The 25,152-nt window shown below is 39.8% G+C and carries 22 protein-coding genes and 1 rRNA gene; 14 read left to right on the plus strand and 9 right to left on the minus strand.

Translation table 11 applies throughout. The annotated features are described in order from the left end of the window. The 8 genes from J7E81_RS27075 to dnaA all read right to left on the minus strand — a co-directional run. Positions 1–261: ribosomal RNA gene (locus tag J7E81_RS27075) — 16S ribosomal RNA — on the minus strand; the annotation flags it as partial. A gap of 240 nt (positions 262–501) precedes the next feature. Then, entirely contained in the window at positions 502–3,033 is a 2,532-nt protein-coding gene (gene gyrA / locus J7E81_RS27080; protein WP_215047289.1) for a DNA gyrase subunit A, read from the minus strand. 22 nt (positions 3,034–3,055) lie between these two features. Then, on the minus strand, positions 3,056–4,981 hold the full coding sequence (gene gyrB / locus J7E81_RS27085; protein WP_374104106.1) for a DNA topoisomerase (ATP-hydrolyzing) subunit B: 1,926 nt from the start codon (positions 4,979–4,981) through the stop codon (positions 3,056–3,058). 64 nt (positions 4,982–5,045) lie between these two features. Further along, complete coding sequence (gene remB, locus J7E81_RS27090; RefSeq protein ID WP_215047290.1) at positions 5,046–5,294, minus strand: extracellular matrix regulator RemB; 249 nt, start codon at positions 5,292–5,294, stop codon at positions 5,046–5,048. A gap of 9 nt (positions 5,295–5,303) precedes the next feature. Further along, positions 5,304–6,422: a DNA replication/repair protein RecF gene (gene recF, locus J7E81_RS27095; RefSeq protein WP_215047291.1), complete on the minus strand. Its 1,119-nt coding sequence runs from the start codon at positions 6,420–6,422 to the stop codon at positions 5,304–5,306. 18 nt (positions 6,423–6,440) lie between these two features. Further along, positions 6,441–6,656, minus strand: coding sequence for a S4 domain-containing protein YaaA (yaaA, locus tag J7E81_RS27100; protein ID WP_215047292.1), 216 nt, complete (start codon positions 6,654–6,656; stop codon positions 6,441–6,443). A gap of 194 nt (positions 6,657–6,850) precedes the next feature. Continuing rightward, positions 6,851–7,987: a DNA polymerase III subunit beta gene (gene dnaN / locus J7E81_RS27105; protein ID WP_215047293.1), complete on the minus strand. Its 1,137-nt coding sequence runs from the start codon at positions 7,985–7,987 to the stop codon at positions 6,851–6,853. Positions 7,988–8,186: 199 nt separating this feature from the next. Continuing rightward, positions 8,187–9,533, minus strand: a complete 1,347-nt coding sequence (gene dnaA / locus J7E81_RS27110; protein WP_215047294.1) for a chromosomal replication initiator protein DnaA — start codon at positions 9,531–9,533, stop codon at positions 8,187–8,189. Positions 9,534–10,404: 871 nt separating this feature from the next. Here dnaA and rpmH point away from each other — a divergent pair. The 11 genes from rpmH to J7E81_RS27165 all read left to right on the plus strand — a co-directional run bounded on the left by rpmH (position 10,405) and on the right by J7E81_RS27165 (position 21,052). Further along, complete coding sequence (gene rpmH / locus J7E81_RS27115; protein WP_063255153.1) at positions 10,405–10,539, plus strand: 50S ribosomal protein L34; 135 nt, start codon at positions 10,405–10,407, stop codon at positions 10,537–10,539. Between the two features lie 272 nt (positions 10,540–10,811). After that, the gene (gene rnpA, locus J7E81_RS27120) at positions 10,812–11,156 is read left to right on the plus strand and encodes a ribonuclease P protein component (RefSeq protein WP_215047295.1); all 345 of its coding nucleotides are present in this window, start codon (positions 10,812–10,814) and stop codon (positions 11,154–11,156) included. 176 nt (positions 11,157–11,332) lie between these two features. Continuing rightward, positions 11,333–12,106, plus strand: coding sequence for a YidC family membrane integrase SpoIIIJ (spoIIIJ, locus tag J7E81_RS27125; protein ID WP_215047296.1), 774 nt, complete (start codon positions 11,333–11,335; stop codon positions 12,104–12,106). Beyond that, positions 12,103–12,726: an RNA-binding cell elongation regulator Jag/EloR gene (gene jag, locus J7E81_RS27130; protein WP_215047297.1), complete on the plus strand. Its 624-nt coding sequence runs from the start codon at positions 12,103–12,105 to the stop codon at positions 12,724–12,726. The genes spoIIIJ and jag overlap by 4 nt, the downstream gene beginning before the upstream one ends. A gap of 379 nt (positions 12,727–13,105) precedes the next feature. After that, the gene (gene mnmE, locus J7E81_RS27135; protein WP_215047298.1) at positions 13,106–14,491 is read left to right on the plus strand and encodes a tRNA uridine-5-carboxymethylaminomethyl(34) synthesis GTPase MnmE; all 1,386 of its coding nucleotides are present in this window, start codon (positions 13,106–13,108) and stop codon (positions 14,489–14,491) included. A 125-nt stretch (positions 14,492–14,616) separates the two neighbouring features. Then, positions 14,617–16,506, plus strand: coding sequence for a tRNA uridine-5-carboxymethylaminomethyl(34) synthesis enzyme MnmG (mnmG, locus tag J7E81_RS27140; RefSeq protein ID WP_215047299.1), 1,890 nt, complete (start codon positions 14,617–14,619; stop codon positions 16,504–16,506). Between the two features lie 82 nt (positions 16,507–16,588). Continuing rightward, positions 16,589–17,305: a 16S rRNA (guanine(527)-N(7))-methyltransferase RsmG gene (gene rsmG / locus J7E81_RS27145; RefSeq protein WP_215047300.1), complete on the plus strand. Its 717-nt coding sequence runs from the start codon at positions 16,589–16,591 to the stop codon at positions 17,303–17,305. A 136-nt stretch (positions 17,306–17,441) separates the two neighbouring features. Then, entirely contained in the window at positions 17,442–18,299 is an 858-nt protein-coding gene (noc, locus tag J7E81_RS27150; RefSeq protein ID WP_215047301.1) for a nucleoid occlusion protein, read from the plus strand. A gap of 261 nt (positions 18,300–18,560) precedes the next feature. Further along, positions 18,561–19,322: a ParA family protein gene (locus J7E81_RS27155; protein ID WP_101650089.1), complete on the plus strand. Its 762-nt coding sequence runs from the start codon at positions 18,561–18,563 to the stop codon at positions 19,320–19,322. Continuing rightward, a complete protein-coding gene (locus J7E81_RS27160; protein WP_215047302.1) occupies positions 19,315–20,157 on the plus strand; it encodes a ParB/RepB/Spo0J family partition protein in 843 nt (280 codons plus the stop codon). The genes J7E81_RS27155 and J7E81_RS27160 overlap by 8 nt, the downstream gene beginning before the upstream one ends. Before the next feature lie 178 nt (positions 20,158–20,335). Next, positions 20,336–21,052, plus strand: a complete 717-nt coding sequence (locus tag J7E81_RS27165; protein WP_215047303.1) for a DUF554 domain-containing protein — start codon at positions 20,336–20,338, stop codon at positions 21,050–21,052. A gap of 37 nt (positions 21,053–21,089) precedes the next feature. Here the strand turns inward: J7E81_RS27165 and yyaC are convergent, their stop codons facing one another. Continuing rightward, positions 21,090–21,704 (minus strand): spore protease YyaC, encoded by a 615-nt coding sequence (yyaC, locus tag J7E81_RS27170; RefSeq protein ID WP_215047304.1) that lies wholly within the window; start codon positions 21,702–21,704, stop codon positions 21,090–21,092. A gap of 201 nt (positions 21,705–21,905) precedes the next feature. Between yyaC and J7E81_RS27175 the strand changes: the two genes are divergently transcribed. From J7E81_RS27175 to J7E81_RS27185, 3 genes are all read left to right on the plus strand, one after another. Then, positions 21,906–22,790 carry a mechanosensitive ion channel family protein gene (locus J7E81_RS27175; protein WP_215047305.1) on the plus strand — a complete coding sequence of 295 codons (885 nt, stop codon included), beginning with the start codon at positions 21,906–21,908 and terminating at the stop codon, positions 22,788–22,790. 13 nt (positions 22,791–22,803) lie between these two features. After that, positions 22,804–23,001: a DUF951 domain-containing protein gene (locus J7E81_RS27180; RefSeq protein WP_098530218.1), complete on the plus strand. Its 198-nt coding sequence runs from the start codon at positions 22,804–22,806 to the stop codon at positions 22,999–23,001. Positions 23,002–23,077: 76 nt separating this feature from the next. Further along, complete coding sequence (locus tag J7E81_RS27185) at positions 23,078–25,090, plus strand: molybdopterin-dependent oxidoreductase (protein WP_215047306.1); 2,013 nt, start codon at positions 23,078–23,080, stop codon at positions 25,088–25,090. Positions 25,091–25,152: the final 62 nt, after the last annotated feature.

Here is a 25,152-nt window from a genome sequence, read left to right on the forward strand (position 1 = left end):
CCAACTAGCTAATGCGCCGCGGGCCCATCTGTAAGTGTCAGCCGAAACCGACTTTCAGCTTTTCCTCATGAGAGAAAAAGGATTATCCGGTATTAGCACCGGTTTCCCGTTGTTATCCCAGTCTTACAGGCAGGTTGCCCACGTGTTACTCACCCGTCCGCCGCTAACCAACAGGAGCAAGCTCCTATTGATTCGCTCGACTTGCATGTATTAGGCACGCCGCCAGCGTTCGTCCTGAGCCAGGATCAAACTCTCCATGAAAGTTGATTAGCTCATTTTGTTACGTTGGCTTCATTTCGTAAGAAATGAATAGTATTGTTTGTTGACGTTTTTGTTTGTTTAGTTTTCAAAGAACAACCATCGCCCCGAAGCGACTTTATAAATATACCACCCATATCAAGTGAAGTCAATAATTTTTTAAATATTTTTTGGGATTTATATAATACCTCAACTCTTGGCCATAATAAAAGGAGCACTTTAAAGTGCCCCTCTTAATCAAAGTTATTCTTCACCTTTAGGAAGACTGCCATGTTGATCCTCATCGATGACTGCCTCATTGCTATCATCTAAAGCATCTTCAGCTGTTTGGTCTAGTTCCTCTTCTTTTTCAACCTTTGCTACAGTTGCAACAAATTCGTTTTCACTTTCTTTTAGACTGATCAATTTAACACCTTGTGTATTCCGACCCATCTGTGAAATACCTGCAACATCAGTCCGAATTAACACACCACCGGTTGTAATCAGCATAAGATCCTCTTCGCCAGTTACAGCCCTCATGGAGACTAGATTACCGTTTTTCTCTGTGACATGGCAGGTTTTGATCCCTTTACCACCACGGCCTTGAATCCGGTACTCAGAAGCAGGGGTACGTTTTCCATAGCCATTTTTGGTTACAATTAGTACATCGTTATCTTCTTCTATTACTTCCATACCCACTACTTCATCATCTGAGTCAAGTGTAATCCCTTTGACCCCTGTTGCCGTACGTCCCATTGATCGAACATCCGTTTCTGGAAAGTGGATTAGCATACCTTTTTTAGTACCAATAATAATATGTTTTGTCCCATCAGTCAGACGAACAGAGATTAGTTCATCCCCTTCGCGCAGACTTAAGGCAATCAGCCCATTGTTGCGGATATGAGCAAAAGATGAAAGTGGTGAACGCTTTGAGACCCCTTCCTTCGTTGTGAAGAATAAGAACCAATCGTCCACAAATTCATCTACAGGGATAATGGCATTGATCCATTCACCTTTTTCGATACCAAGCATATTTATAATTGGAAGTCCTTTAGCTGTCCTGCTGTATTCTGGTATCTCATAACCTTTAGAACGATAAACCTTACCTTTATTGGTAAAGAATAAAATCGTATCATGGGATGAAGTAGTAATTAGATGTTCAACAAAGTCATCCTCATTCGTTCCCATTCCTTGTATCCCTCGGCCGCCTCGTCTCTGCGCGCGATAAGTGGACACTGGGAGCCGTTTAATATATCCATTGTGAGTTAACGAAATAACGATATTTTCACGTGGAATTAAATCCTCGTCTTCAATATTTTCAATTCCGCCCATGACAATTTCCGTCCGGCGCTTATCATTAAAACGTTCTTTAATTTCTAATAATTCTTCTCGAATAATATCAAGAATCTTTTCCTCATCAGCTAAAATTGCTTTTAGTTCAGCAATTAGCTTCATCAAACTTTGGAATTCATCCTCAATCTTTTCTCTTTCTAATCCAGTTAAACGCTGTAACCGCATATCAAGAATGGCTTGGGCCTGTTTTTCAGAAAGATTAAACTGGGTCATTAAGCCTTCACGGGCAATATCCGTTGTACGAGAGCCTCGGATCAGGGTAATGACAGCATCTAAATTATCAAGTGCAATTCTTAATCCTTCCAGAATATGTGCACGGGCTTCTGCTTTGTTTAATTCGAATTGCGTTCTCCGGCGAATAACCACTTTTTGATGATCTAAATAGTAAACCAAACACTGCTTTAGGCTTAACACTTTTGGCTGTCCATCTACTAATGCCAATGTGTTTATTCCAAAACTGGTTTGCAGAGCTGTTTGCTTATATAAATTATTTAAAAGAACATTCGCATTTGCATCTTTACGGACCTCAATGACAATCCGCATCCCGCGGCGGTCGGATTCATCTCTAAGGTCGGTGATTCCTTCAATTTTTTTATCACGGGCAAGCTCGGCAATTTTTTCAATTAATCTTGCTTTATTTACTTGATATGGTATTTCATTAACGATTATGACTTCTTTACCGTTGGTTTTCTGTTCAATCTCCACTTTAGCACGGATGGTAATCGAGCCACGGCCTGTTTCATATGCTTTTCTAATTCCACTGCGGCCAATAATAATCCCGCCTGTTGGAAAGTCCGGACCTGGAATGATTTCCATTAATTCTTGGATAGTGATTTCAGGTTCGCGGCTTACTGCTAATACCCCATCAATCACTTCCCCTAATTGGTGTGGCGGGATATTGGTTGCCATACCTACGGCAATCCCGGTTGTACCATTTACTAAAAGGTTTGGGAATCGGGCCGGCAGCACAACCGGCTCTCTTTCTTCACCATCATAGTTATCTTGGTAATCGATGGTATCTTTATTTAAATCTCTTAGTAGTTCCATCGAGATTTTGGACATTCTTGATTCTGTATAACGCATTGCGGCCGCTGAGTCTCCATCGACAGACCCAAAGTTTCCATGTCCATCTACGAGCATATAACGGTAGTTAAAATCCTGTGCCATCCGGACCATTGTTTCATATACAGCAGAATCACCATGCGGGTGATATTTACCGATAACATCCCCAACGATACGAGCAGACTTTTTATATGGTTTATCTGCATGAATGCCAAGGTCATGCATGGCATATAAAATACGGCGATGAACTGGTTTTAACCCATCCCGAACATCTGGAAGGGCACGTGAAACAATAACACTCATCGCATAGTCAAGAAAGGATGATTTCATTTCCTGACTAATATTAATTTCGCTTACTTTTGAATTAGGTGTTTCCGTCATATTACATACCTCCCTCCGCTTTTTATATATCTAAATTCTTTACGTATTGTGCGTTTTCCTCAATGAAGTTTCGACGTGGTTCTACCTTCTCACCCATTAACATATCAAAGGTTTCATCTGCCTCAATTGCATCTTCAAGACTTACTTGGAGCATACTTCTATTAGCAGGATCCATCGTTGTCTCCCATAACTGTTCAGGGTTCATTTCCCCTAAACCTTTATATCGTTGGATATTAGGTTTCGGTGCAGCTGGCAGCTCTGCAAATATCCGCTCAAGTTCTTTATCATTATAGGCATACTCAATTCGTTTGCCTTGCTGTACCTTGTAAAGAGGCGGCTGGGCAATATAAACATAACCAGCTTCTAAAATTTTTCTCATAAAGCGGTAAAAGAACGTTAAAAGAAGGGTACGAATATGAGCACCATCCACATCGGCATCTGTCATAATAACCACTTTATGGTAACGAGCTTTAGATATATCAAAGTCTTCGCCAATTCCTGTTCCTATTGCAGTAATCATCGCTCTAACTTCATTGTTAGATAAAATTCGATCTAAACGTGCTTTTTCTACATTAAGAATTTTCCCGCGCAGCGGTAGAATGGCTTGGAAGTGACGATCACGTCCTTGCTTTGCTGACCCGCCGGCCGAGTCACCCTCTACGATGTACAATTCACTTTCTGAAGGATCCTTTGAAGAACAATCTGCTAATTTCCCAGGCAGACTGGAAACCTCTAAGGCACTTTTGCGGCGAGTTAATTCCCTAGCCTTCTTAGCAGCAAGCCTTGCCCTTGATGCCATCAATCCTTTATCAACAATTTTTCTTGCCACGGTTGGATTCTCTAATAAAAATTTATCAAAGGTACTTGCAAAAACGGTATCAGTAATCGCTCTGACTTCTGAGTTTCCAAGCTTCGTTTTTGTTTGTCCTTCAAATTGAGGATCAGGGTGTTTGATTGAAACAATCGCTGTAATGCCTTCACGTACATCCTCACCGGAAAGGTTTGGATCACTTTCCTTGAATATGCCATTTTTTCTAGCATAATCATTTATCACTCTTGTTAAAGCGGTCTTAAAACCTGATTCATGTGTACCGCCTTCATAGGTATGAATATTATTTGCAAAAGAGTAAATATTTTCTGTATAGCCCTCGTTGTATTGGAGTGCGACTTCCACACTAATGCCGTCTTTTTCTCCTTCCATGTAGATGGGCTCATCATGGACTACTTCTTTTGTACGATTTAGATGTTCAACATACGATTTAATACCACCCTCATAGTGATATTCATTCCGTTTATTTTCTTCACGTTTATCCTCAATTGAGATTTTGATTCCTCTGTTAAGAAAGGCAAGCTCACGTAAACGAGTAGCAAGAATATCATATTCATACACTAATGTTTCCGTAAAGATCTCACCGTCTGGTTTAAAATGAGTGATCGTTCCGGTTTTGTCAGTAGTTCCAATTACCTTTAGTTCAGAAACAACTGCACCGCGTTCAAAGATAATCTGATAAATTTTACCGTCACGATGAACATTAACTTCAAGTTTGGTAGAAAGAGCATTAACAACCGATGCACCTACACCATGCAAACCGCCGGAAACCTTATAGCCTCCACCGCCAAACTTTCCACCCGCGTGAAGTACGGTCATGATTACTTCGACCGCTGGTCTGCCCATTTTTTCTTGAATATCAACTGGGATTCCACGGCCATTGTCCTTTACCGTGATACTATTATCTTCTTCAATAATGACATTGATTTCATCACAGTAGCCTGCCAGGGCTTCATCAATACTATTATCAACTATTTCCCAAACAAGATGATGCAGACCCTTTCCGCTTGTTGAACCAATATACATACCTGGTCTTTTCCGTACTGCTTCAAGCCCCTCAAGAACTTGAATTTGATCAGCGCCGTATGCTCCCTCTACTGCTTTTTGTTCCAAAGTCATACTTGTTCACCTACACCTTCTGACAAAAATATCTCTAACTAAATGATTAAAATAAAGATCTATATTAAAATTCATGTATACTCATTTGATTTGAACGTTTCTTTAATGTTCCTGAAGCAATGGGGGATAAATAAATCTTGTCATATGTAATAATGACTGATTTATAGGGGTTTTTAGACAATTTAATGACTTTTTCGCATTGTTTTTTCAAAAATTCATTCACCAATGGTGATTGATTGGCACTTTCTTTATCTAATATTGAAATAATTTCTTCCGCCCTAATATTTAACTCTTCCCCGATGTGAATATACATTAACCCACCTCAATTAACCTTCTTTATGGTGCCTGCCTGCACAATATAGGTTGAAGCATCTTTTAATGTCTGATGATCAATTCCTTCCACACTTGTCGTAGTGACAAATGTCTGGACTCTCCCTTGAATGGTATTGAGTAAATGGGATTGCCTGTAATCATCTAATTCGGATAAAACATCATCAAGCAAAAGAATTGGATATTCACCAATTTCATTATGAATCAATTCAATTTCAGCCAGCTTTACAGAGAGGGCCGTTGTACGTTGCTGCCCTTGGGAGCCGTATGTTTGAACATCCCTTCCATTAACGAAAAACAATACGTCATCACGATGCGGGCCAAACAAGGTAGTTCCTCGTTCTATTTCCCTGCCTCTCACTTTAGAAAATTTTTCCTGAAAGCTTTCTATCATTTTCGACAAATCTTGTTCTTCTAATACCTCTACAGAAGGTTTATACATAATTTCAAGTGTTTCCAAGCCTCTTGAAATACCTTGATGAATAGGTTTAGCCCAATTTTCGAGTAATCTCAGAAATTCAAACCTTTTTTTAACGACCTTTACAGCCATGTCAATAAATTGTTCGGTTAAAACCTCGAGCATGGTTGGATCGCTTTGTTTTTTGATTTGCATCATTTTTAAATAATGATTGCGTTGTTGAAGTATTTTTTGATATTGACTCATATCATGTAAGTAAATCGGTGATACCTGGCCAATTTCCATATCAATAAATCGTCTTCGTACCTGAGGGCTGCCTTTTACAATATTCAAATCCTCGGGTGCAAACATGACTACATTTAGGTTTCCAACATATTGGCTTAATTTTTGCTGTTCAATATGGTTCAGCTTTGCCTTTTTTCCTTTTTTTGAGATTACCAGCTGCAAGGGCAGGGAGCTGTGCTGCTTTTGAACTCTTCCTTCTATTTTAGCATACTCCTGGTCCCAGCGAATAAGTTCTTTGTCATTAGACGTTCGGTGTGACTTGGCCATTGCTAACACATAAATAGATTCCATTACATTGGTTTTCCCTTGAGCATTTTCTCCCAAAATAACATTTACCTTATTTTCAAACTCGACGAATAACTCGTCATAGTTCCGATAATCTTTAAGTGCTAATTTTTCTATATACATGGCAACAACATCCTTTAGCTACTCGCTAATTACAAATTCCCCGTAACCGACTATTTCGACTTTGTCACCAACGCGAAGCTTTCTCCCTCTTCTTTGGTCTTGCTCACCATTGATAAATATTTCATGCTCGCTTAAAAACCATTTGGCCATACCGCCTGTTTGGATTACATCCGCCAGCTTCAAAAATTGCCCTAATGTAATATACTCGGTATCCAATTTAATTTTTTCAGGCATCTTTTCATCCTCATTTCTAAAAATGGTCCCAATACTTTATTTTACTAAAAAAATTAGTCAGACACAAAGGAAACTAGAAAAAAATAAAAGTAAGCGGTCTATTGCTGCAGTGAAGTAACACAGTAAACTCAACCTTAGCATATAAAGAAGCCACCAGTAATATGGTGGCTTATAGGTTGTAAAGGGCTTTTTATTTAGTAGGTTCTAACTGGCAATATAAGCTGCAAAATCGTTTCGTCATGAAGTGGACGAATAACAAACGGACGCATTGCGCCGGTAAAACTTACTTTAATTTCTGTTCCTTCTAAGGCCTTTAGCGCATCCATCATATATTTTGCACTAAAAGAGATCTTCAGCTCTTCTCCGTCTATGGATTGGCTCTGAATTTCTTCCACTACCTTTCCAATTTCGGGAGTATTTGATGAAATTTCAATTGTTCCTCCCTCAATGGTAGACAGTTTCACCACATTATTTCTTCCTTCACGAGCTAAAAGGGAGGCACGATCAATCGCTTGTAGAAACTCTTTGGTATTCACTGTTACATCAGTTTTACTTTCCTCAGGAATCAATCTTGATGTATCAGGATAGTTTCCTTCTAATAATCTTGAGAAGAATAATAAGTGTTTCGCTTTGAATAAAATTTGATTCTCTGTGATGACAATATCAATTAATTCATTCGAGTCAGCAATAATTTTACTTAATTCATTTAAGCTTTTGCCAGGAATGACCACATTATAGTTTTCGTGACTTTCTGATTCAATTTTAGCTTTTCGTAAAGCAAGACGATGGCTGTCTGTTGCAATACAGGTTAGTTCTTCATTTTCAATCCGCCAGTTTACACCTGTCAAGATGGGGCGTGTTTCTGAGGTGGACACCGCAAAGTGTGTTTGACGAATCATTGCTTTTAGAAGATCTGTCGCAATGTGAAATTTGTTGTTTTCCTCAACTTGAGGAAGATGTGGATATTCTTCTGCATCAAGACCGTTCAGATTAAATTCGGACTTTCCAGAGCGAATAACGGTTTGTAACGATCCTAGAACTTCTATTTCAACCGTATCGGTAGGAAGCTTTTTAACAATTTCACTAAAAAATTTGGCTTGAAGGACAATCGCACCTGGTTGTCTGATTTCCACAATTTCATTTCCATCATCTTCTTTAGGAATAAATGATTCAATCGATATGTCTGAATCACTGCCGGTTAATGTAACTCCTTCAGTTGAAGCTGTTATTTTAATCCCCGTTAAGATTGGTATAGTCGTTCTAGAAGTGACAGCCTTCATTACATCTTGAACACTTTGAACTAAGTGGTCGCGCTGGATGATAAATTTCATCGATTTAATCCTCCGTATTATGCATATTTTTATTGCTGTTACATATAATATTATTTTTTAAAAAAATAGTAGAAGTACTAGTAGGCCCTGTTAGTATGTGGATAACTACTATTTTCAATAGAAACACAGCCTATCCACATGTGGACAGACTGTGTATAGATCCCAAGAAGTTATTCACAGTATAAACAAAAAAAATAAACTATATTTTTAAAAGCTCATGTAATTCCTTCATTTGTTTTTGAAACATAGAATCGGTTTGAAGGAGCTTTGAAATTTTTTCATGTGCGTGAATGACGGTTGTATGGTCACGTCCGCCAAATTCCTCTCCTATTTTTGGCAAGGAATAATCGGTTAATTCACGTGATAAGTACATAGCGATCTGCCGTGGAAAGGCAACAGACTTTGTCCGCTTTTTTGCTTTGAAGTCCTCTAGTTTAATACTATAATGCTCCCCAACAACCTTTTGAATTTCATGAATGGTAATCACCTTTGGCTTAGAGCTTGGGATGATATCTTTTAATGCCTCGGCTGCAAGATCTGCATTGATATCTTTATTGATTAAAGACGAATAAGCCACCACCCTAATGAGCGCACCTTCGAGCTCACGGATGTTCGAATCAATCTGGTTAGCAATGTATAGCATCACTTCATTCGGAATATCTAAACCTTCAGCCTTTGCTTTTTTACGGAGAATCGCTATTCTCGTCTCTAAATCAGGCGGAGTGATATCGGTAATTAAGCCCCACTCGAATCGCGAACGAAGCCGGTCTTCTAATGTGGGAATTTCCCTTGGCGGGCGGTCACTTGAGATAATAATTTGTTTGCTTTCCTCATGCAGGGCATTAAAGGTATGGAAAAATTCTTCCTGGGTTGATTCTTTTCCGGCCAGGAACTGAATATCATCAATAAGTAAGATATCGACATTCCGATATTTATTGCGGAAACTCTCTGCTTTATTATCACGAATTGAGTTAATAAATTCATTCGTGAATTTTTCGGATGATAAGTAAACTACTTTTGCAGCTGGATTATGATCTAGAACATAATGGCCAATAGCATGCATTAAGTGCGTTTTTCCGAGTCCCACTCCCCCATAAATAAATAAGGGATTATAAGCCTTTGCTGGTGCTTCTGCTACTGCAAGTGACGCAGCGTGGGCAAATCGATTTCCTGAGCCAATAACAAATGTATCAAAAGTATATTTTTGATTTAAGATTCCCTGGGGGAATTCGACGTGATCATCATCTTTTTTAATCTTTTTAGGCGGCAGCTGGACGTCATTTTCAGCTTCATTTTGATTTTGCGGAATAATAAACTTTACAGATAGCTCTTCACCGGTTATTTCATAAAGGATTCCCGAGATTAACTGAGAATAACGCTCTTCCAGCCAGTCCCTTGCAAATTCATTAGGAGCGGTAATCACCAGGAGATTGCCTTGTAAGGAATGGGCTTTTGTAGATTTAAGCCAGGTATCAAAGCTTGGCTTGCTTATCTTTTTCTCGATATTGGCCAGCGCTGCATTCCAAAGATCCGCAATATTTTCCAACTAATATCCCTCCTTTTTCATTTTATAAAACAATTTATCATAACAGACACTCTCTTTAATTACTGCCTAACTCCAAACAAATATTTATTAACGGCAATGTTCCGTGAAAAAATAGGTTATACCGGCAGTACAACCTATTAATTTATAAATATACAAAACAGTGATTGTGGAAAAACTTATAATAAGGAAATAAAGTGGAGTTTCGACAATATCCACCGCTTGTGGACAAGTTTTTACAGAATGCTAGGATAAACTATCCACATGTTATCCACAATTTGTGGATAACACTTTTCTGTTGATGAAGTTATTCAGAGTGAAAACACAAATATAATAACAAATAATTGCCTGAGGTGCAATGCTTTTTCGTAGTTTATCCACAACTGTAACATTCTGTGTGTAAAATTTGTCCACAAGCTGATGGTTTGTGTAAAACCTGTCAATATCATGTGTGGATAATAAAAATAATGTCGAAAAATTTTCCACAGCCAAGGAAAGCGGAGGTGACCGTTTAGCGACGTAAGGATTGGATCCGCTCCGCATGAGATAAAGGAAACACGAAGAGCGTAAGAGATTCGATGTTGACTTATCGTAAGGAGGAGAGGGCCAATACTCTAGTCGCTGGTCACCGGAGCCAGACAATCTAGAAAAGCGGAAGCATCTTGATCAGGTGTGACAGACAGGGATGTGATTTAATCGTTCGGCATCTTACCGATAGAATTTCTTGTAAGCAAAGAACTCATACCGAGAAATATTGGAAATAACGAATAATCTTTAGAGAGATGTTGACAATTACAAGTAGACGTCTTTATAATAAGTAGGACTGTCAATTAAGATTTAAATTTGATAGCTATTCCTCAGGGAGGTGTCATATATGAAAAGAACATATCAACCAAATAAACGTAAACATAGTAAAGTTCACGGATTCCGTAGTCGCATGAGCTCAGCAAACGGACGTAAGGTTCTTGCTCGCCGTCGTCAAAAAGGAAGAAAAGTATTATCAGCTTAGGCCACTGAAACGTCTCAGTGGTCTTTTTTTCAATTATAGTGGAAGCGCTATTAGAAAAGCGGAAGCGCCTTGACCAGGGGCGACAGGCACAAGACAAGCTGGCGAGAAGGCTGTTGTTTAGCCTTCTTGACGGTTTGGCTTATGACCCTGAGCCCCTAGGCACTGAAGCTAGACAAAGAAAAGCAGAAGCGTTTGGATCAGGGGCTCCGGGCCCCGAGGCGCTGCTGCAAGACAATTCTCATCGTATAAACCTAGATAAAGGAGTTTTTTTTATGAAAAAAGAATTCCGAGTAAAGAAGAATAACGATTTTCAAGCGGCCTTTAAGAAGGGGCGGTCGTTTGCAAACCGGCAATTTGTGGTCTATTCATTAGAAAAAGAGGAACAAGACTTTTTTCGAATCGGATTGTCTGTAAGTAAAAAGCTTGGAAATGCTGTTACTAGAAATAGAATTAAACGATATGTAAGGCAATCCGTCATGGAAATGCAGGATCAACTAACAAAAGGGAATGATTATGTAATCATCGCCAGGAAACCTGTTGCTGAAATGGACTTTTTTGAAGTGAAGAAGAGTCTTACCCATGTGCTGAAGGTTGGGAAAGTATTGAAGAAAAACTAACCATTTGGAAAAATAGTTTTAATATACCTAAAACAGTAAAGACATCCACTCCATAAAAATGCTAAAATGGAAGCAAAAGTTGTGGACTAGCTGGTTGGGTTAGAACTGCAGGATAAAGAAAGAAATTACATATCAAAATATTAGTTTACTTAGTATAGGTAGGGAGGAAATTTTGGTTGAAAAAACGAATATTACTTTCGTTCGGCGTCCTTTCTGTATTCTTATTTTTAACTGGCTGCAGTGAAATTAAAAAGCCAATTACATCAGAAAGTACAGGTTTTTGGAATGAATATATTGTCTATCCGTTATCTTGGGTAATTAAAGAGGGAGCACATCTGCTTGGGGGAAGCTATGGATTATCACTAATCGTGGTAACCATTCTCATTCGTCTAGTACTCCTGCCGCTTATGGTCAAACAAACAAGGAGTTCAAAGGCTATGCAGGCTTTGCAGCCCGAAATGAAGGCACTTCGTGAAAAATATAGCTCGAAAGACCAAAAAACACAGCAAAAGCTCCAGCAGGAAACGATGGCACTCTTTCAAAAACACGGGGTCAATCCAATGGCTGGATGTTTCCCATTAATCGTACAAATGCCGATTTTAATTGGTTTTTATCATGCAATTTCCAGAACGAGAGAAATTGCTTCCGATAGTTTTTTATGGTTTGATCTGGGAGAAAAGGACCCTTATTATATCTTACCGATTGTGGCAGGGATTACGACCTTTATTCAGCAAAAAATGATGATGGCAGGACAAGAGCAAAATCCACAAATGGCCATGATGGTCTGGATGATGCCTATTATGATTGTTTTCTTTGCGTTTAGTTTCCCTGCAGCTCTTTCCTTGTATTGGGTTGTCGGAAATATATTTATGATTGTTCAAACCTATTTTATTAAAGGACCGGACCTAAGGGCGCAGGCCGCCGGTAATGCGGGAGGAGCAAAAAAGTGAAACAGGTAACTGCTACAGGACAAACTGTCGAAGAAGCAGTAGAATCAGCTTTAGCTCAATTAAATACTACCAAAGACCGCGCAGATGTGGATATAATCGATGAAGGCAAAAAGGGGATCTTCGGAATTTTTGGAGCAAGGCCTGCTGTTGTCAAAGTAACGGTTATCCTTGATCCAATTGAAGAGGCAAAGAAGTTTTTAGAACAAGTTAGTGAACAAATGGGTGCACGGGCGGAAATTGAAATTATACGAGATGGTAAACAAGTGACCTTCGTGATGACGGGTGAAAAGATTGCTCTTTTAATTGGAAAAAGAGGTCAAACCCTAAATTCACTTCAATATTTAACTCAGCTGGTCATTAACCGTTCTTCAAATCACTATTTAAATGTCATTTTGGATGCTGAAGATTACCGGAATCGAAGAAGTGAAACACTCATTCAGTTAGCCCATCGTCTTGCCGGTAAGGCTGTCAAGACAGGAAAAGATGTGGCCTTAGAACCAATGCCTTCGTATGAGCGTAAAGTTATTCATAGTGCTTTATCTGATAATAAACGCGTTAAGACCTTCTCTGACGGATCTGAACCACATCGATTTATCGTTATCACACCAGTAAGAAGATAACTAGAAGCGAAAAAGTAACTAACATGAAGGGCACTCTACCAAGTAGAGTGCCTTTTTTTTTATGTTTATTTTTAGCATGCTGATTGGAGCGGAAAGCGAAGCCGCATGAAGCGGAAATTACCATTAAAGGTGAAAGCAACCTGGAAAATAAGACTGTTGATAACTTTTGTTGATTAACAAAATGCAGGTGCAGGTCTCAGCTTATTGTTATTCACATGTTGATAAGTTAAAATAATAAAAGGACATCACAAGACTGTGGATAAGTAAGATAGTCGAAGTGGTTTACTTTTTTAACAGAAAATGATGTGGTATTCTATTTTTTTGGATATAAAATTTACGATCATATATAGATTGAGCTTTTATTTGTGAGGTGAAGTAAATGGAATACGATACAATTGCGGCAATATCGACACCGATGGGGGAGGGCGCTATTGCCATTGTGCGCTTGAGTGGTGATAAGGCAATCCCGATTGCGGACAAGATGTTTAAAGGCATCGGAGGAAAAAAGCTTATCGATGTTTCCAGTCATACGATTCACTATGGGCACTTGCTGGATCCAAAAAATGGTGATGTCATTGAAGAGGTCATGGTTTCGGTGATGAAGGGACCTAAAACCTTTACTAAAGAGGATGTAGTCGAAATTAATTGCCATGGTGGAATTGTTTCTGTCAATCGAGTGCTCCAGCAGGTGTTAAAGGCTGGGGCACGATTGGCTGAACCAGGAGAGTTTACCAAACGGGCTTTTTTAAATGGACGAATCGACTTATCACAGGCTGAAGCCGTGATGGATTTAATTCGGGCAAAAACAGACAGGGCGATGAATGTCGCTCTAGGGCAAATGGAAGGTCGTCTTTCTAAATTAATTCGAACATTAAGACAAGAAATTTTAGAGGTTTTAGCCCATGTAGAAGTAAATATCGATTATCCGGAATATGATGATGTCGAAGAAATGACACATAAAATGCTTTTAGAAAAAGCACATTTTGTACGGGAAGAAATCCAAAAACTGCTGAAAACTTCGGAGCAGGGAAAAATATTACGGGAAGGGTTGTCAACCGTCATTGTCGGTCGGCCTAATGTCGGGAAATCCTCTTTATTAAATAGCCTCGTTCATGAGAATAAAGCGATCGTTACGGATATCCCAGGGACAACCCGCGATGTGATTGAAGAATATGTGAATGTTCGTGGTGTTCCACTTCGATTATTAGATACAGCGGGAATAAGGGAAACAGAAGATATTGTTGAACGGATTGGTGTGGAACGTTCCCGTCAAGTTTTAAAAGAGGCGGATCTGATTTTACTTGTATTGAATTATTCTGATCAGTTGACGGTAGAAGATGAAAATCTTTTTGAAGTGGTCAAGGGAATGGATGTTATTGTTATAGTGAACAAAACAGACTTGCCACAGCAAATTGATTTAGATCGTGTTCAGAAATTAGCTAAAGAGCATAAATTGGTGACCACTTCGTTGTTGGAAGAACGCGGCGTCGATGATCTTGAAGAAGCGATTTCTTCTTTATTTTTCTCAGGGTCAATTGAAGCAGGAGATATAACCTATGTTTCAAACACCCGCCATATTGCGGTGTTGAATCAGAGTCTCCAAACAATAGAAGATGCCATTGAAGGGGTTGAAATGGGTGTTCCCATTGATATCGTTCAAATCGATATGACTCGGACATGGGAGCTGCTTGGTGAAATCATTGGGGATAGTGTTCATGAGAGTCTCATTGACCAACTGTTCTCCCAATTTTGTTTAGGAAAATAAAGAACTCTGGGGAAGGCATTCGTTTTGCTAATGCCAATTCTGGACAGGATAATAAAAAAGCGTTAGCTCTCGCAGGGAGCTAGGAGAAGCAAGTTTCCGTAATGGTACGGAAAAGGAGGAAACACATGCAATACGAAGCAGGAAATTATGACGTCATAGTCGTTGGTGCAGGGCATGCTGGTTGTGAGGCCGGACTTGCGGCCGCAAGACTTGGTGCTAAAACTTTAATGATTACAATTAACCTAGATATGGTGGCATTTATGCCATGTAACCCATCTGTCGGCGGGCCGGCTAAGGGAATTGTCGTTCGTGAGATTGATGCTCTTGGTGGTGAAATGGGTAAAAATATTGATAAAACCTATATCCAGATGAGAATGTTAAACACCGGCAAAGGACCTGCAGTAAGAGCCTTAAGGGCACAAGCCGATAAATTTGCCTATCAGCATGAAATGAAAAAAACACTCGAAGAAGAACCTAATTTAACGCTCCTTCAAGGTATGGTTGAACAATTGATCGTTGAAGATGGAGTGGTTAATGGGGTTATTTCAAAGACTGGTGCGATCTACCGTGCTAAGACAGTAGTGATCACAACAGGCACCTATTTGCGTGGGGAGGTTATCCTGGGCGAATTGAAATATTCAAGCGGACCTAATAATCAGCAGCCATCTATTAGGTTGTCTGAGCATTTAGAAGAGCTTGGTTTCGACTTAGTCCGTTTTAAGACAGGTACACCGCCACGGGTAAACAGTAATACGATCGATTATAGCAAAACGGAAATACAACCAGGGGATGAGGTTCCAAGAGCCTTTTCATATGAAACAACGAAATATATTACCGATCAGCTGCCATGCTGGTTAACTTATACAAATGATCAAACACATCAAATTATTGATAATAATTTACATCGCTCACCGATGTTTTCTGGCATGATTAAGGGCACAGGTCCAAGGTACTGTCCTTCCATCGAAGATAAGGTGGTCCGTTTTAATGACAAGCCGCGCCATCAAATCTTTTTGGAGCCGGAAGGAAGAAATACACAGGAAGTCTATGTGCAGGGAATGTCAACCAGTCTCCCAGAAGATGTACAGCTGCAAATCCTTAAAACAGTTCCTGGGTTAGAAAATGCCCAGATGATGAGGGCTGGCTATGCCATTGAATATGATGCAATTGTCCCAACACAGTTATGGCCTACCTTAGAAACTAAGGTTGTCAAAAATCTATACACTGCCGGCCAAATTAATGGCACAAGCGGTTATGAAGAGGCTGCGGGTCAAGGAATTATGGCAGGGATTAACGCAGGGTTAAATGCTTTAGGGAAAGAGCAATTAATTCTAAGCCGCTCCGATGCCTATATTGGAGTATTAATTGATGATTTAATTACAAAAGGGACTAATGAACCCTATCGTTTGCTAACCTCACGTGCGGAATATCGCTTGTTATTGCGCCATGATAATGCGGATCTACGTTTGACTGAAATTGGTCATCGAATTGGTCTAATCCGTGATGACCGTTATGAAACATTTTTAGTCAAGAAGGAAGCAATTGAAGCAGAGAAGGAACGGTTACAGTCGATTATTTTAAAACCATCTGCAGAAGTTCAAGAGTTGATTCGCAGTATCGGCGGCAGTGAACTGAAAGACGGGATCCGTGCTTCCGATTTATTAAAACGGCCGGAAATGACATATGGGTTACTAGAAAAATTAACTAGCAGTGACCTTCCTTTGGATGATGAAATGAAAGAACAAGTAGAAATTCAACTTAAATATGAAGGTTATATTGATAAATCGCTGCAGCAAGTAGAACGGCTTAAGAAAATGGAAAACAAACGAATTCCTGAAAATATCGATTACGATGCCATAAACGGTCTCGCAACAGAGGCAAAACAAAAGCTTAAGCAAATTAAACCTGTCTCCCTTGCCCAGGCATCCCGTATTTCCGGAGTGAATCCAGCAGATATCTCCATTCTGCTTGTTTATCTTGAACAAGGGCGGATTGCCAGGGTTTCAAACGAGTGAGAATAAGCAAACCGCGGAGGAGCTCTTAGCTAAGAGAGCTCTCCTGCGGCAATGCTAGATAATGAGTGAGGAAGATTTGTTAATGAATATCGAACAATTTACAGCCAACCTTCAGGAAAAGGGGATTACCCTTTCCGAAAAACAGCTTGACCAGTTTGAAACCTATTTTACAACCTTGGTTGAGTGGAATGAAAAAATGAACCTAACCGCTATTACGGAAAAAACAGATGTGTATTTAAAGCATTTTTATGACTCAATCACAGCTTCCTTCTACTTTGATTTTACGAAACCCTTTCATTTATGTGATGTTGGTGCCGGAGCTGGTTTTCCAAGTATTCCGTTAAAAATTGTTTATCCACATATCGAAGTAACAATCGTAGATTCATTGAACAAACGGATTTCCTTTTTAAACCATCTTGCTGATGTTTTACATTTGGAAAATATTCATTTTGTTCATGACCGCGCCGAAACCTTTGGGGTGAATCCCGTCTATCGGGAAAGCTTTGATGTCGTGACAGCACGAGCTGTAGCTCGCTTGTCAGTGTTAAGCGAGTTTTGTATTCCGCTGGCAAAAGTGGGCGGGCATTTTCTTGCAATGAAAGCCCTGCATGCTAAGGAAGAATTAGATGCTGGCCAAAAGGCGATTACCACGCTTGGCGGCAAGGTAGAAAAGGTCCATACATTTACGCTGCCAATGGAAGATAGTGAACGGACCATTCTGATTATAAAAAAAGAAAAACAAACGCCAAAGAAGTACCCGCGCAAACCAGGTACACCTGGCAAGTCGCCAATTGAATAAGCTAAAACCCCGGTAAGTTATTACTGGTTTTCGTCTAAAAGCACATAACAATTTTACAAAAGCAGGATCCCAGGCAGGAAGAAATTATTTGCATATAGAATAAGTAATAGGGAGTTTCTTAAAGGTGGTGTTGGGGATGAAGAGTTCATTTACACGCTTTTTTGGCCTCGGCGAAAAGGGAGAGCAAGAGGTTGAGCAGGAGCTGCATATAGAACGAAACGAAGAAATCAAGAAAATACCGATTAACCAAATAATTCCGAACCGATTCCAGCCACGGACGGTATTTGATGAAGACAAAATTGAAGAATTATCACGTACGATTCATATACATGGTATTATTCAGCCAATAGTCGTCCGGGAGTTTGCAGCCAATAAATACGAGATCATTGCCGGAGAGCGGCGTTGGCGGGCGATGAAAAAGCTAGGCTGGACAGAAGCGCCGGCTATTGTTAAAAATCTCTCAGATACAGAAACCGCATCTGTAGCCTTGATTGAAAATTTACAACGGGAAGAATTATCTCCGATTGAGGAAGCTATTGCATATGGTAAACTGCTTGAATTGCACAATTTAACGCAGGAAGCATTAGCACAGCGGCTTGGGAAAGGTCAATCCACTGTGGCTAATAAGCTGCGTCTGCTTAAATTACCACAGCCTGTTCAGGATGCCTTATTAAGTAAAGTCATTACTGAGCGCCATGCCCGTGCCTTAATTCCACTTAAGGATCCGGAAAAACAAGTGACCTTATTAGCTGAAGTAATGGAGAGAAATTTAAATGTAAAGCAAACGGAGGAACGTGTTGTCCGCTTGCTTGAACAAAAAAATCAAGCGCCAAAGCCGAAACGTAAGGCTTTTAGTAAAGATATGAGAATTGCCGTAAATACCATCCGGCAATCTCTTTCCATGGTATCGGACAGCGGGATCAACCTGGACTCTGAGGAAGAGGAATTTGATGAATTTTACCAATTTACAATCCGCATCCCGAAGAAAAAGTAAATAAATAGATAACGAAGAACTAGACAGAATGATGTTTGGTTCTTCTTTTTTATTTAGAATCCCTCCTTTGCCGTTTTGTTCGCTATTGGAAAAATAAGCTAAATCTACTAGTGGAATTTTTTTAGGAAACAAACCAACTCCAATTAAAATCATGTTAGAATAAAGGAATGGAAAATTTACTTTCTTTTCCGTTATTGAGATAATTAATACATTTGATAGAATGCTAGATTTACTATTTTTTAATTTTAGGTAGGTGACAACGTGGGGAAAATCCTTTCAATCGCAAACCAAAAAGGTGGAGTCGGAAAAACGACAACCTCTGTCAACCTAGGTGCCTGCTTAGCATACATAGGGAAACGGGTCTTACTAGTCGATATTGATCCGCAGGGAAATGCAACAAGCGGAGTTGGTATTGAAAAGGCTGAAGTTGAACAGTGTATATATGATGTTTTAGTAGATGATGTAGAAGCAAAGGATGTCATTAAAGCAACCTCTGTTGAAAATTTGTATGCGATTCCAGCTACTATTCAACTAGCAGGAGCTGAAATTGAATTGGTTCCGACTATTTCAAGAGAAGTTCGGTTAAAACGTGCTCTTGGGGAAGTGAAAGATCAGTTTGATTACATTATTATCGATTGCCCGCCATCATTAGGACTATTAACATTAAATGCACTAACTGCATCGGATGCGGTTTTAATCCCGGTACAATGTGAGTACTATGCATTAGAAGGTCTTAGTCAATTATTAAATACTGTTAGACTCGTCCAAAAACATTTAAATCAAGATTTGAAAATTGAGGGCGTGCTGCTAACGATGCTTGATGCAAGAACAAACCTTGGACTTCAAGTGATTGAAGAAGTAAAAAAATACTTTCAAGATAAAGTCTATAAAACCATTATTCCAAGAAATGTACGTCTAAGTGAAGCACCCAGCCATGGGGAGCCAATCATTACTTATGATGCTAAATCCCGGGGGGCTGAAGTTTATTTAGATTTAGCGAAGGAAGTGGTCTCAAATGGCTAAAGGTTTAGGAAAAGGATTGAATGCCTTCTTTAATGAAGTAAGTAAAGAAGAGACAGTCCAGGAAATTAAACTGAAAGAGCTTCGTCCAAACCCATATCAGCCACGGAAAACCTTCCAGCAAGAAACCATTGACGAACTAAGAGATTCGATCATAGAGCATGGGATTCTGCAGCCGATTGTCGTCCGCAAAAGTATTAGGGGCTATGAAATTGTAGTCGGCGAACGGCGCTTCCGTGCTGCCAAGGAAGCGCAGCTTGAAACCATCCCTGCTGTTGTCCGTGAGCTCACGGAGCAGCAAATGATGGAATTAGCTGTCCTAGAAAACCTGCAAAGAGAAGATTTAAACCCGATAGAAGAGGGACAAGCATATCAAACATTAATAGAAAAGTTAAAGCTTACACAGGAAGAGGTAGCTAAGCGTCTAGGAAAAAGCCGGCCGCATGTAGCGAACCATATCCGCCTGCTCTCCCTCCCTCCAAAAATTCAGGAACTTATTTCAAGCGGGAGTATTTCAATGGGACATGGCCGTGCATTACTAGGACTTCGACAGAAAGCAAAGCTGCCTGTTTTAGTGGACAAGGTAATCAAGGAAGGACTGAATGTCCGTCAATTAGAAAAGTTAATCCAGCAAATAAACGAGAATGTTTCACGTGAAACAAAAAAGCCGGAACAGAAAAAGGATGTATTTGTGCAGCAGCGTGAGCATTCTCTTCGTGAACGGTTTGGAACAACGGTAAATATTGTTCAAAAGAAAAATAAAGGGAAAATTGAAATTGAATTTTTCTCACAAGAGGATTTAGAGCGGATCTTAGAAATGCTTGATCAAGAGGAATAAGAAAAGCTACAGCCCATAGGCGCTGCGGCTGGACAATTCTCAAAGTCAATTTTATAGTTCTGCTAAATAGACTCGCCACTCGGCGGGTTTTTCTTTGTTAAAAAATCTTCCAATTCATTCGTGGACATGCTAGGTTATAACTATTATTATTTCGAGCGACGAAGAAGGAGAAAAGAGTATGTTTTTATTAGGAACACTTGTGAATGGTCTATTAATTGTTATTGGTACTCTTCTAGGTAAATGGTTAAATCGGATACCAGAGGGAATGAAAAAGACCGTCATGTATGCAATCGGTCTGTCGGTTATGGTTTTAGGCTTACAAATGGGCTTAAAGAGTGAAAACTTTCTAATCGTGATTATTAGCCTAGTTGTGGGTGCTGTTGCCGGTGAGCTATTAAGATTAGAAGATAAATTAAATGATTTAGGCGGCTGGCTCGAACGCAGGGTAGGTTCCAATGGGAAAGGAAGTATTTCTGAGGGATTTGTGACGGCAACCTTAATCTTTGTGATTGGGGCAATGGCCATTATTGGTGCTCTTGATAGCGGTATTCGCGGCGATCATGATGTATTGTACACCAAATCATTAATCGATGGTTTTACGGCGTTAATCCTAACAACTACGCTTGGAATTGGCGTTATTTTTTCAGCCATCCCTGTTGTCCTCTATGAAGGATTAATTGCTTTATTTGCGACACAAATTGATCGCTTCGTTCCTAAAGAATTAATGGATCAATTTATTGTTGAAATGACGGCAACGGGTGGTGTGATGATTTTTGCCATCGGGCTGAACCTTACCGGTATAGTGAAAATTAAAGTAGCAAACCTACTGCCAGGAATTGTAGTCACAGGGATAATCGTTACGATTCTCTACAGCTATCATCACTTTTTTATATGAGTGAAAAAGAGCAATCGATTAGTGGTCGATTGCTCTTTTAATTTGTCTTTTCTTCCTCTACCCAATCCAATTCTGTCCAGTTTTGGTTTGGATAAAGCAGGCTGGCTTGAACGATTCCCGATGCAATCGTCTTAGCCATTTTCATCACAAGATTCAACCTTGTATTTTGTAAGACAAAAAATTCCATGAACCCGCTGACATTGACAATTCCAGTAATATGAATGTCACCGACGGCAGGCAGTTCCTTGTTAACCCCTGCTCCTGGTTTGACTGGCCCATCCCCAACTTGGATAACACCGACATTTTTAATCCGTCCTAAGCAGGCATCAATCCCAATTATGTATGGATTGGCATGAATAGTAGTAATCTCAAGCAGTTTATCTGCCAGATTAACAGCATGAATAGGTTCATCTAAAGTTCCGTAAACGTAAAATGATTGAAGTTCCTTTTCCTCAAGAAGGCTCCCGACCAGCGGTCCTAATGAATCCCCTGTAGAGCGGTCAGTTCCAATACAAACAAATACAATAGGGCGTCTAGTGACACTAGGGATATTTAGGAGTAATTCATGAGCAAGCTGTTCAGCAGCATCCGATTCATCATGTACGATGCTTACCTTGCCCCTCCTGTCAAAAAAGCTAGTCTTCAAATTCATTCCGTCCACTCCCTAACACATAATCATTCATTGAAAAAATCAGCTCGTTTTGGGGCTGTTATCCGTGTTTTTAATCAGTATACGGAAAATTTTGAAAATCTATACATCGGATAGGCAAAAAATGCAAATTCATAATGCTATTATCTAAAAAGAAAACTTGTTAAAATAGAATGGATACAGAGGGTTAGAGGAAGGTGTTATATGAGTCTTACACAAAGAGGAATACAAAAGCTTATCGATAAATATCAAAATGAAGACACCTGGTTGAATATTGGAGAAGGCTTGCTTAAAATAATTGTCATCATAGTTATTGCCAATATTTTAATTCGAATCGGCAAGCTGGCCATTCATAACATTTTTAAAATTAGAAATCTTTCTCCATTGAACACATCTGAACGAAGGGAAGCAACACTTTCTAAGCTGCTTGACAATATGCTTACCTACGTCGTTTACTTTATTGCCCTTATGATGGTCCTATCGGTACTGGGAATCGATGTAAAGGCACTGATTGCCGGAGCTGGAGTCGTTGGTTTAGCAGTCGGTTTTGGCGCTCAGAGCTTGGTAAAGGACGTTATTTCCGGATTCTTTATTATTTTTGAGGATCAGTTTTCTGTGGGTGACCATGTTCGGATTGGACAATTTGAAGGAAACGTTCAGGCAATTGGATTAAGAACGACCAAATTAAAGAGCTGGACAGGAGAAGTTCATATTTTACCTAATGGAAGTATTGCAGAGGTAACAAACTTTTCACTTAATAACAGCTTAGCGATCATTGATGTTGGCATTGCTTATGAAGAGGACCTTGATAAAGCTGAAAGGGTTATAAGGGAGTTACTTGAAAAAATGCCGGAAAGATATGAAGAATTGGTTAAAGAACCGGATTTTCTTGGAATTCAAAATTTTGGGCCGTCCGAGGTGACATTAAGAATTGTGGCTGAAACACTGCCAATGCAGCATGCCGCAGTATCAAGGAAAATCCGCAAAGATATTAAACTTTCTTTAGATGAGCATGGAATTGAAATTCCGTATCCACGGATGGTTATGTATTCGAAAGATAATGGTAATATGAAAGAACCAAGTGTTTAAGGGGGACAAACAGATGGAAGAAAAAGAATTTGCCCTAAATGACGTTGTAGAGATGAAGAAACAACATCCATGTGGTACCAACCGCTGGAAAATTATTCGGATGGGAATGGATGTCCGGATCAAATGTGAGGGCTGCGGTCATAGTGTTTTGATCCCAAGAAGAGAATTTTCAAGGAAAATGAAAAAAATTTTAGTCAAGCATGAAGGATAATATTTCATGCTTCTTTTTTATTCAGCTCTATTATAGCTGATGAATAAATAGAAACAGTATGACGGGAGTGGCGATGATGGTGGAAATACGAAAGGCGGCATGTCCGTTAAACTGCTGGGATAGCTGTGGTTTTCATGTAACAATTGACAATGGCAAGGTGATCAAAGTGGAGGGTGACCCGGCACATCCGATCACTAGAGGGAAAATATGCGGGCGTGGGCGGATGCTAGAGAAAAGAACCAATTCTAAGCAGCGTCTATTAAACCCGTTAAAAAAGATAAATGGAGAATTTGTAGAAATTTCATGGGAGCAGGCCCTTGATGAAATTGCAGCGAAGTTTCTAGAAATAAAACAAACGGTTGGGACAACTGCTGTTCTGCACAGCCATGACTATGCTAATAATGGAATTTTAAAAAATTTAGACCAGCGCTTTTTTAATTGTTATGGCGGGGTAACGCAAGTTTATGGATCTCTCTGCTGGGGAGCAGGAATTGAAGCCCAGAAGTGGGATTTTGGAAATGCCTATAGCCATGAACCCGATGATATTGTTAACAGCAAAAATATTATTATTTGGGGACGAAATGTTGCCAGAACCAATATGCATTTATATGAAAGATTGCTAGAGGCAAAGAAACAAGGTGTTAAGTTATATGTGATTGATCCGCTTTATAATGCGACGGCCAAACAAGCGGATGAATTTATTACCATAAAACCGGGAATGGATGGAATATTGGCTGCTGGTATTATGAAAGAAATACTCCGGCTTGGACTAGAAGATCAGGATTTTATTAATCAAGCCACACTCGGATTTGAAGATTTAGTAGGGCTTCTTGATAGTATTTCCCTAGAAAAGATCAGTGAAATGACAGAAGTGTCTGATGAGATGATTACCAAATTAGCACTTGTCTATAGTGACAGACCCACCGCTACTTTTATGGGCTTAGGAATGCAGCGCTATGAAAATGGCGGAAATACTATTCGTTTGATCGATGCCCTGGCAGCTATCAGTGGAAATATTGGCCTTCCTGGAGGAGGAGCCAATTATGCTAATCTCCAGGTTGGCCAAAGTTTCGCTTTTCATGAGTTAACCCTCCCTCATCGTAAACAAGAGAGCCGCCAATTCTCTATAATGAAACAGGCGGAAGAGACCTTAAAGGCTGCCGATCCAGCAATTGAAATGATTGTGGTGACATGCGGGAACCCGCTTACACAGGTCCCGGATAGCGGCGTAGTTGAAAAGGCCTTCTCTTCTGTGCCGACCGTTGTAGTGCTGGAGCAATTTATGACGGATACCGCATTAGTTGCAGATTATGTTTTGCCTACGACAACTGCTTTTGAAGAAGAAGATTTTTATTATTCTTCTATGTATCATCATTATGTAAATTACAGTCCAAAACTTGTTTCGGCCCCTGGAGAAGCAAAATCCGATTTATGGATTTGGACACAGCTGGCAGCAAGACTTGGATTCGGTGATGATTTTGCTTATACGCAAGATGAATGGTTAAGGATGACCTTAAAGCCGCTGAAAGATTCAGGCATTACTCTTGAAAAATTAAAAGAGCAGCACACGATGGAACTGCCAGTTGAAAAGGTGCCATGGCATAATCGTGAATTTCAAACCCCCTCCGGGAAATTTGAATTTACTTCTAAAATAGGTCAACAAAGAGGTAAAAACGGATTGTTAACGTTAGCCGTTCCGGAGGAATCCAAGTGGAACAATCCTGTGCTTGCCAAAGACTTTCCCTATCAGCTGCTGACCATCCATCCAATGCGTTCGAACCATTCCCAAAATTATCATCTTTTAGGTGAGACCCTTAGACTTAAAGTAGAGGTTGCCCCAAATATTGCCGAAGAAAAAGGGTTAGTAAACGGTGATTTTGTAAGAGTATGGAATGACCGCGGCGAAGTGAAGGGGTATATTTCCATATTAGTGAAGGCACATCCTAACACGATTAATATTGATGAAGGCATCTGGAAGAGGTTTGGCGGTTCTGTTAATCAACTGACCTCGAGCCGGGAATCAGATAATGGGATGGGCAGTACCCTTTACGATTGTCTAGTAAATCTCGAAAAGTGGGAAACCAACTAACTGCTGCAAAAAAAGCGGCAGTTGTATTTTTTGTGTTTGTTGTCTTATAATTGTGAGAGGCT

The sequence above is a fragment of the Bacillus sp. ISL-18 genome, from assembly GCF_018613415.1.
GTDB lineage: Bacteria > Bacillota > Bacilli > Bacillales > Cytobacillaceae > Neobacillus.

Bases quoted from the DNA above. Each gene is read 5' to 3' on its own strand.
- mnmG (WP_215047299.1), top strand. From the start codon at position 14,617: ATGCAATACGAAGCAGGAAATTATGACGTCATAGTCGTTGGTGCAGGG.
- rsmG (WP_215047300.1), top strand. From the start codon at position 16,589: ATGAATATCGAACAATTTACAGCCAACCTTCAGGAAAAGGGGATTACC.
- noc (WP_215047301.1), top strand. From the start codon at position 17,442: ATGAAGAGTTCATTTACACGCTTTTTTGGCCTCGGCGAAAAGGGAGAG.
- yyaC (WP_215047304.1), bottom strand. From the start codon at position 21,704: ATGAATTTGAAGACTAGCTTTTTTGACAGGAGGGGCAAGGTAAGCATC.
- gyrA (WP_215047289.1), bottom strand. From the start codon at position 3,033: ATGACGGAAACACCTAATTCAAAAGTAAGCGAAATTAATATTAGTCAG.
- rpmH (WP_063255153.1), top strand. From the start codon at position 10,405: ATGAAAAGAACATATCAACCAAATAAACGTAAACATAGTAAAGTTCAC.
- J7E81_RS27165 (WP_215047303.1), top strand. From the start codon at position 20,336: ATGTTTTTATTAGGAACACTTGTGAATGGTCTATTAATTGTTATTGGT.
- gyrB (WP_374104106.1), bottom strand. From the start codon at position 4,981: ATGACTTTGGAACAAAAAGCAGTAGAGGGAGCATACGGCGCTGATCAA.
- dnaN (WP_215047293.1), bottom strand. From the start codon at position 7,987: ATGAAATTTATCATCCAGCGCGACCACTTAGTTCAAAGTGTTCAAGAT.
- J7E81_RS27180 (WP_098530218.1), top strand. From the start codon at position 22,804: ATGGAAGAAAAAGAATTTGCCCTAAATGACGTTGTAGAGATGAAGAAA.
- remB (WP_215047290.1), bottom strand. From the start codon at position 5,294: ATGTATATTCACATCGGGGAAGAGTTAAATATTAGGGCGGAAGAAATT.
- yaaA (WP_215047292.1), bottom strand. From the start codon at position 6,656: ATGCCTGAAAAAATTAAATTGGATACCGAGTATATTACATTAGGGCAA.
- J7E81_RS27175 (WP_215047305.1), top strand. From the start codon at position 21,906: ATGAGTCTTACACAAAGAGGAATACAAAAGCTTATCGATAAATATCAA.
- recF (WP_215047291.1), bottom strand. From the start codon at position 6,422: ATGTATATAGAAAAATTAGCACTTAAAGATTATCGGAACTATGACGAG.
- J7E81_RS27185 (WP_215047306.1), top strand. From the start codon at position 23,078: ATGGTGGAAATACGAAAGGCGGCATGTCCGTTAAACTGCTGGGATAGC.
- rnpA (WP_215047295.1), top strand. From the start codon at position 10,812: ATGAAAAAAGAATTCCGAGTAAAGAAGAATAACGATTTTCAAGCGGCC.
- J7E81_RS27160 (WP_215047302.1), top strand. From the start codon at position 19,315: ATGGCTAAAGGTTTAGGAAAAGGATTGAATGCCTTCTTTAATGAAGTA.
- mnmE (WP_215047298.1), top strand. From the start codon at position 13,106: ATGGAATACGATACAATTGCGGCAATATCGACACCGATGGGGGAGGGC.